Here is a 12,376-nt window from a genome sequence, read left to right as displayed (position 1 = left end):
TTTATTGCCCGTTTAATGTAGCTAAAAGTTACACTGAACGGGCAATAAAAGTATTGACAGAAAAAATTGAACAATTAGAACGAATTAAAAAATGAGTGGAGAATAATATAATTCATTATTTGGGATTGGTCTAAATAAGACTACTTTTGACACCGTTTTGCCAACAGCTAGTTTATTTAACCCCCATATCATGAGGATATTCTGCTTACTCATCCTTTCACTTTGCAGCTTTACCGCATTCCCGCAAACAGGCCGGATCAAAGGCAATATTAAAAATGCCGCGGGCCAACCCGCCGAGTCTATCAACCTGATCCTCAAAGGAACGGATCAGGGAACACTGACGGACGCCGACGGAGACTTCGAATTCAACGCATTGGCCCCCGGAAACTACGTGCTCATAGGCACGGGTGTGGGCATCAAGCGCATCAACCATAACGTGCGCGTAAAAGCGGATGAAACCTCGAAGCTCGAAATCACGACCGAGGAGAACGCCCAGGAACTGCAAACTGTGGAAATCGTCGGTAACCGTGGTACCAGCTATAAAAACGACCTCTCCTTCATCGCCAGCAAAACGGCGACCCCTATTAAGGAAGTACCGCAGGCGATCTCCTACATTACCAAGGAAGTAATGCGCGATCAGGGTGTGTTCCTGATGGGCGACGCCGTGAAAAATATGAGCGGTGTAAACCAGTTCACATTTTACGATGACCTGACGATCCGTGGTTTCCGGATGAACGGCGGTAGCACAACCCAGCTCGTGAACGGCCTGCGTACATTCTCCGGGTTCTGGAAACAGCCGCCGGTCAACTACCTCGAACGCGTGGAGGTGATCAAAGGGGCGGCCTCGGCATTGTATGGCAACACTTCTCCCGGTGGTACCATTAACCGCGTGACAAAAAAACCGCTCGACACACCCCGGAAATCGTTAAGCTTCACGACTGGCAGCTTCAATACCCTGCGTACCCTGGCCGATTTCACAGGTCCCATGAACGAAAGCAAAACTTTGCTGTACCGCCTCAACCTGGGTTATGTGAATGCGCAGAATTTCCGGAATATGCAGTTTGACAAAAATATCATTGTCGCGCCGTCTGTATCCTTCCTGCCTACCAATAAAACCCGTATCAACTTTGACCTCGTTTTCAACCGTTCCAATAGTCGCCTCGACCGCGGGCAATCGGTGAAAGGAAATGACCTTTATTCGAGCTCGATCAAGACATCGCTGAATGCAGTAAATGATTATCTCAATGAAGAAACTTATCTGATCACGACTTCATTGAACCACCAGTTTACCCAAAACACCTCGTTCAATGTCGCCTACCTGCGTACGGGCTATTCCGAGGATTTGCTGGAACACCGTAGTAGTAATGTAAACGGAGTCGATTCGGCCGGGAAGGCTATTGAAAACCTGGTAGCGCGGCAAGTATTTGTCCGTAAAACAAAGTCATTCATGGATAATGTGTCGCTGTTCTTCAACCATAACTTCAACACCGGCATTGCGGAGCATAAGCTGGTGGCGGGTTATGATTTTATCCAATCGTCGACCCCGAAAGGCTCCGGCCAGCAGACCGCGAACGGTTACCTGCTCAAAGCGGGCGGCGCGGCGGCTTACAATCCCAAAACGCCTGAAAAATATGTGTTCTACAACTACACCGAAAACGGCGTTACTTACAGCATTCCGAAGCCGAACATTTCGCATTACGACCTCACGTTGCAGAACAACAACATGGAAGACCCTTCCAAGTACATTTACAACGTGACGGCCAATTCGGCAACTACGCCCGTGCTTTACAAATTGCATGGCTTGTATTTGCAGGAACAACTGAAAATCAAAAAGTTGCAGATCCTGCTTGGCTTACGTTATGATACTTACATTGATAAAAAGGGCTACACCACTAACAACGAGTCGAATGTAACGCAGCACGCATTGCTGCCGCGCATCGGGGCTGTATATACGCTCACGAACAACATTAATGTATACGGTACTTACACAAAAGGCTACAATCCACAGGACCCGACCGTACAGAGCAACCCATTATCCGGCGGGCCATTCGATCCGATCCGGAGCAGCCTGTCGGAAGCTGGTTTGAAAACAGAATGGCTCGACGGCCGCCTGACCGCGAATGTTTCGGTTTACAAAATCACGCAGAGCAACACCCTGTATTCGGCCAATGCAGCCGATCGCCCGGACCTGATGATCCAGGTTGGCAAAGAGACTGCAAAAGGAGTGGAATTCGATGTGACGGGGAACATCCTTCCGAACTGGAACGTGATCATGACTTACAGCTACAACGACGCGAAGATCACCGATGCGGGCTCCAAGGCAACCGACCAGGTGCTGGTGAATCTGCAAAAACCGAATGCTCCGAAAAACCAGGGGAGCGTCTGGACTAAATATACCTTCGTGGATAACTTCCTGAACGGTTTCGGCGTGGGCCTCGGCGGCAACTTCGTGACCGAGCGGAACTTGTCTCTGAATAACAACCAGACATTGCCCGGCTACGCTTTACTGAATGGGGCTGTTTACTACAAAATCGACAAATTCCAGTTTCAGGTGAACCTCAATAACCTGGGTAACAAAACCTATTGGGTAGGTGGTTACGATTACCTCCGCCTCTTCCCGGGCGCACCTCGCAACTTCATGGCGACCATTTCCTACACTTTCTAAAATGCGTGCTATTTCATAAAACCGGTGAAAAAGACATTCAAGAAAATCGCATCGCAACTACATTTATGGCTGGGGGTTTCCTCCGGCCTTGTAGTTTTTATAGTAGCGCTCACCGGGAGTATCCTGGTTTTCGAAGACGAGCTGGAACCGGTGATTTACCGAAAATTCCACGTCGTGGAAGCTCCGAAGGATCCGTCGCCACTACCCCTCGATAATCTGCGCGCCGTCGTTGCGAACGCCTATCCTAAGCAACGCATTGCCCGGATTGCCATTGAGCCCCACGCCAACCGGACTATCATATTCGGTTTGGTGAAAGGCAAGAAGGAAAAGAATGTCTTTTCGGTAGCTGTAAACCCTTACACCGCTGAGATCACCGATACACGCCGCGAAAACGAATCGTTCTTCCATATTGTGCTCCAACTGCACCGCTATTTGTGCATGGAAGACACCGGCAAAGCCATTACCGGCGTCGCCTGTGTGATGTTCATCGTCATTATGATCACCGGCCTCGTCCTTTGGTGGCCCAACCGCAAGCAAACCAAGCAGCGCCTGACCATCAAATGGAATGCCAAATTCAAGCGCCTCAACTGGGATTTGCACGCCGTTTTCGGCTTTTACGTACTGCCATTCACATTCCTGATCGCATTAACCGGCCTCGTTTGGAGCTACAAATGGGTCAATAATATGATCTACCTCACATTCGACGGCAAGCCGCAACAGAAACGCGAAGCTCCTGCAAACATCTCCCTCGCAAATGCAGCAGCTACCGGCAAATTAGCCAAAATCGCCACGGAAACAGGTCGCCTCCTACCCCACCCCGGCCGCATTCAATTCACATTACCCGAGTCCGACAGCCTTTCCATCACCGTTTCCAAAACCAATGACGAAGCCTCGATCAGCAACGTCGTCGATTTCCTCTACTTCGACCAGCACGACGGCCATTTGCTCAGCAAACGCCTTTATGACGACGAAACCGCGGGTATGAAAGTCCGCAGGCTCGTATTCCCGATTCATACCGGGAGCATTTGGGGGTGGCCTACGAAGGCACTGGCATTGCTTGTAGCACTGATTACCGCGACGTTGCCGGTTACCGGGGTAGTGATTTGGGTTGGGAGGAAGTTTAAGAAGAAGGAGAAGAAGACTCGGAAAAGCCCTGCTGCGTCACATCCGACCGTCCGCACAAGAGCGACCGTTAGTTAAATAATTCCCGCCGGATAAGCCGTTCCGGTTCGTTGATAAATAGATACCTGATAAGATTAAGATGCTCTTAATTTTATCGGGTATTTTTTTGTTAACACTTCATCACACATTAATGGTTATATTGAGTTTTAATACTTTAAGAAATTTCTTCCAAAAACATCCTCATTCGAAAGAAGCGTTAATTGACTGGCATAAGACGATGGAAGAAGCAAGCTTTTCCACATTCCATGATGTTAAAAGAGCTTTCAATTCGGTTGATTGCGTTGGCAACGACCTTTACATTTTTAACATTCGCGGCAACAAGTACAGACTGATAACCCGGATCCATTTTGACATCCGCACCGTCTATGTCAGATTCATTGGAACGCACCAGCAGTACGATGAAATTAACATTCGATCACTATGAAAGACACAAAACCAGCTTACACTGTCACTACCGAAGATGAGCATTCGGCAATGCTCGAAGTCGTTGGAGCACTGATGAAGAAAGGCGAAGCCAACGTTACTGCGGACGAAAAACTACATATTCGCGCAATGGCCGAAGCATTGATGGCATATGAGAAGGTCGCCTATCCAATTCCCGAACCTTCCACATTTGAAGAATTTCTTGAACGCCGAATGTATGATATGAGACGGGAAGGTAAAGACCTGGCTCAAACGCTTGGGATCTCGCAAGCAGAGCTTGAAATGATCTTATGGGAAGATAAAAAGCCTAATGCTGCACTGCTGGAAGTGATTAAGGAGAAGCTTGATATTCCTGTTGAATTCATCCTGCATCATGCTTAACCAGTCGAAACTCAATCCTCTTTAACAAGTGCTTTCAACCCCAAAACCTCCATCATTTCCCGATCCTGCCCCATTCCCGGATTCGGTGTCACGAGCAGCTCCCCATTCTCATTCGTAAAAATAGAGTTGGCCCCGGCCATGAAGCAGAACGCCTGCTCATATTCACTCATTTCCATACGCCCGGCGCTCAGACGGACCATCGCTTTGGGCATGAGAATACGCGCGGTGGCGATCATGCGAACCATTTCCCAGGTATCGACTTTCTTCATATCACCCAACGGTGTCCCCTGTACGCGGGCGAGGGCGTTCACGGGTACGGACTCCGGGTGTTCTGGCATGGTGGATAACGTATGGAGCATCTGGATGCGGTTTTCGCGGGTTTCTCCCAGACCGATGATGCCCCCGCAGCACACGGATATACCCGCGTTGCGCACGTGGTCGACCGTGTTCAGGCGGTCGTCGTAGGTGCGTGTGGTGATGATTTGATCGTAGTATTCCGAGGAAGAGTCCAGGTTGTGATTGTAGGCATAAAGGCCGGCGGCTTTGAGTTTTTCGGCCTGGGTTTCGGTGAGCATGCCGAGGGTACAGCATACTTCGAGGCCCAGCCCGGCCACTTCGGTTACCATTTCAAGCACGCGGTCGAAATCGCGGTTATTCTTCACTTCCCGCCATGCGGCGGCCATGCAGAAACGGCTCGAACCTCCCTCACGGGCACGGCGGGCGATGGCTACCACATCATCCTTTTTCATCAATGCTTTTACATTAATGCCGGTCTGGTAACGGGCCGCTTGCCCGCAGTAGGCGCAATCCTCGGGGCAACCTCCGGTTTTGATGGATAACAATGTACATACCTGAACGCGCTCCGGGTCGTGCCATTCACGGTGCACGGTCGCTGCGTCGTAGATTAGTTGCATTAAGGGGAGGTTGTAAATGGTCTCGATCTCGTCGAGCGTCCAGTCGTTACGGATGGTTGCGGTTTGCATGGTGACATTGTTTTCGAACCAAATGTAGCCCGCCGACCGGCGCAGTATTGCGTCCGGTTTAGCAGAAACCCCGTAGTCCGGCCAAACAAAAATGAGGCCGTCTCAAATCAATTTGGGACGGTCTTTTGTTTTTATTGGGTATAGAAAGTTCGGTTTGTGAAGTTGGTAAAGTATGGGTGAAGTTGATCATAACGGCTGCCGGCGCGACCTGTAAGCCTGGTTTAGGCGGCCTTCTTCCTGATATTTTGGGCTAGTGCAATCAATCCCCACTCGATTTCAACCTTTTGCTTGCCACGAAGCATGAAGCGGCGGAACTTGTGGTTATGCTTAATGTTACCAAAGACAGGTTCGACATCAAAGCACCGCCTCTTCCGCTTCTGAATGCCCTGCTGGCTCGTCAATAACTCATCGGCCTGTCGTTTCTGTCTTTCCAAATTGAGATTGACCTGGATAATCCTGTCGCCTTTGGATTTATGGCAAGCTCCGTTCAAGGGACATTTACTACAGTTGCTGGCTTTGTACATGCGGGCGGTTTGCAAGAAGCCCGTCACAGTCCTGTTGATCGTGTTACCAATGTAGCGCATCTTCTGGCCTATGGGACAGATGTAATGATCTCCACGGGGATTATAGTGGAGTTTGTCGGCGCTGAACGGATGTTTGCTATTGAAGCTTCGATGCTGCCGGTTGTCAAACAGGCCGTATTTCACATACCCAGCGATTTTCTTTTCTTCCAGCATCGTGTAATTCTCTTCTGAGCCGTACCCGGCATCAGCCGTTATTGATTTTAGTGACCTGCCAAAGCTTTTTTCGTATTGATCCAGGTGTGCGGCCAGCGTGTTAGTATCGGTGGGATTAGGATGGATACTGTAATTGACAACAAACTGATTCGATGTCGATATCTGCACATTATAAGCAGGCTTCAACTGCCCATTACGCATGTGATCCTCCTTTAAACGCATGAACGTAGCGTCCGGATCGGTCTTGCTATAAGAGCGGTCCGCCGCCGCGGTTACGGTTGCCCAAAATTGCCTCCTGCTGCTCATAGCTGGCAATATTAGCTGGATAATGCTTGGTCACATAGCCTAACTTGGCTTTCATCTTCCTGTCAATACTCTCTTTTTTGCCCAGCACCTGATTGAGTTTATCAACCGTGTCTTGGACCTTTTCTTTACTAATGGTGGTAAAGTCCGGCGGATCAGGAAGGCCATCTTCGGCTGTGGCTACGCTCTGGGCGTATTCCCAGATATGAGCTAACTGTTTCTTGATCTTTTCCTTGTTGGTCGCAATAGCCTTCCGCCAGACGAAAGTGTACTTATTAGCATTGGCCTCAATCTTGGTGCCATCTGTGTAGACCTCTTCAATGCTTAAAAGCCCTTCCTGGGCTAGTAATAGCACCACCTCCTCGAAGATCTTCCGCAATGCATCTTTCAAGCGGACACCCCTAAACCGATTGATTGTATTATGATCAGGGTAGCTCATCGAGCTCAGCCACATAAAGTAGATGCTCTCTTTGCAGGCTGCTTCCAGCTTCCTGCTCGAATATATATTGCTTACATAGCCGTAAACAAGCACTTTTAGAAGCATCTGGGGATGGTAACTCGATGAACCTATCGTGTGATAGGCCGCATGAAGTGGCTCCAAGCTGATTTTATTGATCACATCATTGACCACGCGGCAAGCATGGTCTTTGGGAATCAACTCATCTAAACTGGGGGGGAGCAGCATTAATTGCTGCTGATGGTAAGGCTTAAAAGTAGGTTGTCGTCTGGCCATCGATCCTAGATTGCTTATATCTAAAGATAATCAATCGTAAAAAATCGGCAAAGACTTAACACACAAAAGAGGGTGTCTTTTTGAGACACCCTCATTCGGGAAAGGCATCAATGCAGTTGCCTAATATATTTTCGCCAGCAGGTGCGGACGTTCTTTTTCAAGTTTCAGGATCAGCTCCCCGAACAGCGTGTTCACCCACGCAAACCATTTGCGCGTGAATTTCGAATCATCATCCTTATCGAACGACTCGTGCATAAAACCGGTATGGTTGTGCGTCGTTTTGAGCAATTTCAGCTGCGCTTCGATCTCCTTGTCGCTGGTAGAGGTAATGGCGCGCGCGATAATCCCCATTGGCCAGATCTGGTTCACCAGCGTATGCGGACTACCCAACCCTTCACCGGCCTTCCCTTTGAAGAAATACGGATTGGTATTGCTCAGCACATATTTCCGCGTATTGATGTAAATCGGGTCTTTCACCGAAACGGCATTCAGGTAAGGTAGGCTGATAAGCCCCGGGATACCTGCATCGTCCATCATGACGTGGTTTCCAAAACCATCGGCCTCGAATGCATAAATCTTTCCGTATTCCGTATGCTGAATGACCGCATGCTTTTTCAACGCAGCTTCGACCTCCGTAGCCAGCGCCCGGAAATCAGCCGCCAGTTTCGCGTTTTTGGTAGCGGACGCCTTTTCGAGCAACTCAGCGACCTCGCGGAACGAGACAACGGCGAAGAAATTGGACGGTATGAAGAACGGGAATATAGTCGCATCATCCGACGGCCGGAATGTGCTCGCAATCAACCCAACCGGCTTAATGGGGTTACCGTAGCCATTACCCGGAACGGTGTCGGTAGACCAGGCAGTAACGCGGCCAAACTTGTAAGGTCCCGGCCCATCTTTGCGCTGTTGCTCCTTGCAGGTTTTGAGCACCAGTTCCATCGCCTTCAACCAGTCGGCGTCGAATGGCTTGGTATCACCGGTGGTTTTCCAATAGTTATATGCCAAACGAATGGTGTAGCAAAGTGAATCGAGCTCCCATTTGCGCTCGTGGAGCATGGGTTTCATCTCGGTCTGGTCCTTGGTCCACTCGCTCTCTTTCGGGCGATCGTAAAATGCATTGGCATAAGGATCGATCAGAATGCACTTGGTCTGCCGGTTGATAAGCCCCGCGACCATGTCTTTCAGTTTCGGATCCTCTTTCAACAAAGGCAGGTAAGGCCAAACCTGCGCCGTACTGTCACGAAGCCACATCGCATCGATGTCGCCGGTGATCACGAAGGTATCGGGCTTGCCATCTGTCGGATTATAATGTACGGTGGTATCGATCGTATTCGGGAAGCAGTTTTCAAAAAGCCACGCCAGCTCGGGATCTTTGATCACCTTTTTCATGCGGGCTATGGTTGCTTCCACAGCCGGACTTGTGAAATTGCGCTTATCGACCGGGATGCGCACTACCGGAAAGTCGGCACTTTTTGCAAACGACCATTTGGGCAAGGCCATGCCAGCCACCGCCAACGCCCCTGCTTTGATGAAGTCTCTTCTTAAGAACATGAGGTAGGTTTATAAGGGATGCTCAGTACAATAAAAAAAGCAATTTAGACAAAAATTGCAGATGCCGAGTGATAAATTTTACAACCTTAACCTAACCGTTTGATAACTAACAAGACCCGTTTAATCAAACCTTAAATATGAGCTTTTTTCGATACAGGAACAGCAGGATTACGTACCAAAGTGCAACCAGCAGCAATGCCTGTGCCAACGACGCATTACGCGGATCGTTGAAAACCGGTACCAAATGGTATTGGTAGAAATAGGGCACAAAATCCAGTTTTTCAGATCCGCCGGATGGGTTCGGCACTTTCACGGCGTTCAGGATCCTGAAAATCATTCCTGTAAAAAAGAAGACTACCATCGGATTCACGCCGAAAATCACAAAAAAAGTCGTCCATTTGGAATGCCCTTTTACATCAATCATATAATACAGCACAGCAAGCAGCAGCAGCGCCCAGCCTCCGGCGTACAAGACGAATGAGCTCGTCCATAAAGCTTTGTTCAGAGGAAACGCCAGATTCCACAACCACCCCACTGCGATTCCCGCCAAACCACCTGTCAGCATGTATTTAACCTTCTCAACTTTGCCCAAACCCTCCGATTTCAGCATTGTACCAATCAGTAATCCCGCAATACCAGTCCCGATCGCCGGCAACGTGCTCAGAATACCCTCCGGGTCCCAGGTTTTTGATGATGCCCACAAATGTCCGGGTAATAAAAGGTTGTCGAGCCAGGCAGCCAGATTGGTCCCTTTTTCCAGATTAGCCTCTCCCACGCCGGGTACCGGAATCAGCGTCATAATTCCCCAATAAGCCAGCAACAACACTACCCCCACCGTAGCCTGCGTACGCCAGCCTGTTTTCAGGTATAACAGGGAAGCGACCAGATACACCACGGCGATGCGTTGCAACACCCCCGGAATCCGCACGGTATTGAAAGGTTCGATACCACTGAATGCCAGCACGATCATCAAAACGAAAATACCCGCTGCGGTAATGAACTGCCACTTCCGGTCATAATCTGAAAACAATGCGACCACCACAACCGCCGTCACGACCAGTCGGGCCGCAAGCAATGCATTCCCTTCCAACCCGAACAAATGGATCCGCACGAAGAAGCCCGAGAACAATCCGAGGCAAAATATACGCAGCGTGCGGGTGACGATCCGCTGTAAAGCAGGCCCGTTCAAAACCTTTACCGGCGAAGCCAGCACAATCGAAACACCGACAATCAGCAGAAATGTAGGGAACACCAGGTCCGTAGGTGTACAACCGTGCCATTCGGCGTGGAGTAGTGGCGGATACACGTGTCCCCAGTCGCCCGGGTTATTCACGATGGTCATGAGGATCATGGTCAGCCCGCGCAGGACGTCCAGGGAAATGAGCCGTTGTTTCATTGATATAAGGTTTAGGATAAATGCATTTCAAAGATCGCGTACCATATGGAAGTAACGGTGACCCATAAAGTCCTTCTCGCCGATCACTTCAAAGCCCAACCGTTCATATAGTTTTCGGGCGGCCGGATTTACCATATCCACGATCAGCCCGGCGCGTTTGTGCCCGAGCGCCCCTGCCCGTGCGCACAGGGCGCGAATCAACTGACTCCCGATTCCTTTTCCCTGATGCTCCTCGTGCACATTGATACAATCGAGGTAGAACTCGCCGGGGCCGGTTTCATCGTTCGGATCGAAAGCCGGGTCCGCTTCCCGCAGCTTATCCAGAACCGGCTGCCGCAACGTATGCAGCAATGCACCGTCATAGCCGTTGATGGAACCGATAATGCCCTCCCCGGTTTCAAAAACCAGTGTGTGGGCATAGCTGTACTGATTGGCCGGATGCAGGAAAAATTCACGGAAGAAAGGGATCGCATCGGCGTGGTTGTCCGAGCGGGCGAAAATGCCTGCAATATGTCCCATGCCGAGGATCAGCAGCGGTGCTACGGCATCGGCATCTTCGGGGCGGGCGGATCGGATCATAAAGTGGGAATTTTGGTAAAGAATATGGCTCAATTATCGCAAAATCGACATTTTCAAGCGCTTTTTCTAGCTATTTTTTGCATTAAAACCGATATTAATCTAAAAATAGATCAAAATACGCACAGTACTAATCAAAACCTGAAAAGTTTTTAGCACTATTTTGCTTTAAAATTGTATTGTCGATTACTATCCACACCAACTCATCTTGAAACACCGGCCAATCCGGCGGACAGTTGAAACCGAAACAAACCGTGTTTTAGGCTAAACTGCTGATCTACTGAATCATTAACCTGTTAATCAATATGTCTAAGAAAATTAATGTTGCCATTATCGGATTAGGCTTCGGCGCCGAGTTTATCCCCATTTACCAGCAACATCCCAATGCCAATATGTACGCGATTTGCCAGCGTACCGAATCGAAACTGAATGCAGTGGGCGACCAGTACGGCATTGAAGTGCGCTATACCGACTATGACGAATTGCTGAAAGATCCCAACATCGACGCCGTTCACATCAACTCCCCTATCCCTAACCACGCGGAGCAGACATTGAAAGCCCTGCGCGCAGGCAAGCACGTGGCGTGTACCGTACCCATGGCGACGAGCGTGGAAGATTGCATCGAGATCGTGAAAGCAACCCGCGAAACGGGCAAGAAATATATGATGATGGAAACCGTGGTATACGCCCGCGAATTCCTGTTTGTGAAAGAATTGTATGAAAAAGGCGAGCTGGGCAAAGTTCAGTTCCTCAAAGCGAGCCACCAGCAGGATATGGAAGGCTGGCCTGATTACTGGCCTGGATTGCCTCCCATGCATTATGCGACGCACTGCGTTGGCCCGGTAGCCGGTTTGCTGAAACTGGAAGCGGAATATGTATCATGCTTCGGTTCAGGAACGATCTCCGAAGACCTGATCAAGATCCATAACTCGCCATTCGCGGTGGAATCGGCGCATATCAAGTTCAAAGACAGCGACCTGTCGGCTTATGTATACCGCTCTTTGTTTGACGTGGCGCGCCAGTACCGCGAGAGCTTCGAAGTTTACGGCAGCAAAAAATCTTTTGAATGGCCATTGATCGAAGGTGAAGATCCGGTGATCCACACCGCGAAAAAGCCTGAGCACGAAATTCCTGAGAAAGTAACGACGCCCGATTACGCGCATTACCTGCCTGAGGAAATCCGTCATTTCACCGGTCACGGCGTTTATAATCTGGATGACAATGCACACTTGTCGTTCGTACAAGGAGGCGGCCATGGCGGCTCGCACCCGCATTTGGCGCACGAATTCATCAGCGCATTGATCGAAGACCGCGAGCCTTTCCCGAATGCATGGCAATCGGCCAACTGGACGAGCGTAGGTATCCTCGCGCACGAATCGGCATTGCAAGGCGGCGCGCTTATCAAGCTGCCTGATTTTCAGAATGTGTAGAAAAAAATGTTTGGAG

The 12,376-nt window shown here is 49.7% G+C and carries 9 protein-coding genes and 1 pseudogene; 5 read left to right on the top strand and 5 right to left on the bottom strand.

Annotated elements, in window-relative coordinates:
* Positions 1-190 precede the first annotated feature (190 nt).
* The 4 genes from CLV60_RS04810 (at position 191) to CLV60_RS04795 (ending at position 4,651) form a co-directional block, all read left to right on the top strand.
* The gene (locus CLV60_RS04810; protein ID WP_106594252.1) at positions 191-2,665 is read left to right on the top strand and encodes a TonB-dependent siderophore receptor; all 2,475 of its coding nucleotides are present in this window, start codon (positions 191-193) and stop codon (positions 2,663-2,665) included.
* 24 nt (positions 2,666-2,689) lie between these two features.
* Positions 2,690-3,865, top strand: a complete 1,176-nt coding sequence (locus CLV60_RS04805; protein ID WP_106594251.1) for a PepSY-associated TM helix domain-containing protein — start codon at positions 2,690-2,692, stop codon at positions 3,863-3,865.
* A 61-nt stretch (positions 3,866-3,926) separates the two neighbouring features.
* Positions 3,927-4,271 (top strand): type II toxin-antitoxin system HigB family toxin, encoded by a 345-nt coding sequence (locus CLV60_RS04800; protein WP_310589268.1) that lies wholly within the window; start codon positions 3,927-3,929, stop codon positions 4,269-4,271.
* On the top strand, positions 4,268-4,651 hold the full coding sequence (locus CLV60_RS04795; protein ID WP_106594249.1) for a helix-turn-helix domain-containing protein: 384 nt from the start codon (positions 4,268-4,270) through the stop codon (positions 4,649-4,651). The genes CLV60_RS04800 and CLV60_RS04795 overlap by 4 nt, the downstream gene beginning before the upstream one ends.
* A gap of 11 nt (positions 4,652-4,662) precedes the next feature.
* On the opposite strand, the gene bioB is transcribed toward CLV60_RS04795, so the two are convergent.
* From bioB to CLV60_RS04770, 5 genes and pseudogenes are all read right to left on the bottom strand, one after another.
* Complete coding sequence (gene bioB / locus CLV60_RS04790; protein WP_106594248.1) at positions 4,663-5,634, bottom strand: biotin synthase BioB; 972 nt, start codon at positions 5,632-5,634, stop codon at positions 4,663-4,665.
* 221 nt (positions 5,635-5,855) lie between these two features.
* Positions 5,856-7,407 (bottom strand): annotated as a pseudogene (locus CLV60_RS04785) (IS1182 family transposase).
* A 120-nt stretch (positions 7,408-7,527) separates the two neighbouring features.
* Positions 7,528-8,958, bottom strand: coding sequence for a glycoside hydrolase family 125 protein (locus tag CLV60_RS04780; protein WP_106594247.1), 1,431 nt, complete (start codon positions 8,956-8,958; stop codon positions 7,528-7,530).
* A gap of 124 nt (positions 8,959-9,082) precedes the next feature.
* Positions 9,083-10,354 carry an acyltransferase family protein gene (locus tag CLV60_RS04775; RefSeq protein WP_106594246.1) on the bottom strand — a complete coding sequence of 424 codons (1,272 nt, stop codon included), beginning with the start codon at positions 10,352-10,354 and terminating at the stop codon, positions 9,083-9,085.
* Positions 10,355-10,381: 27 nt separating this feature from the next.
* The gene (locus CLV60_RS04770; RefSeq protein WP_106594245.1) at positions 10,382-10,933 is read right to left on the bottom strand and encodes a GNAT family N-acetyltransferase; all 552 of its coding nucleotides are present in this window, start codon (positions 10,931-10,933) and stop codon (positions 10,382-10,384) included.
* A 302-nt stretch (positions 10,934-11,235) separates the two neighbouring features.
* On the opposite strand from CLV60_RS04770, the gene CLV60_RS04765 reads away from it, so the two are divergent.
* On the top strand, positions 11,236-12,360 hold the full coding sequence (locus CLV60_RS04765) for a Gfo/Idh/MocA family protein (protein ID WP_106594244.1): 1,125 nt from the start codon (positions 11,236-11,238) through the stop codon (positions 12,358-12,360).
* The last annotated feature ends 16 nt before the right edge of the window (positions 12,361-12,376 follow it).

This window comes from Dyadobacter jiangsuensis (assembly GCF_003014695.1).
GTDB lineage: Bacteria > Bacteroidota > Bacteroidia > Cytophagales > Spirosomataceae > Dyadobacter > Dyadobacter jiangsuensis.
The sequence above is the reverse complement of the archived record's forward strand: the minus strand, read 5'-3'. Positions and strand labels throughout refer to the sequence as shown.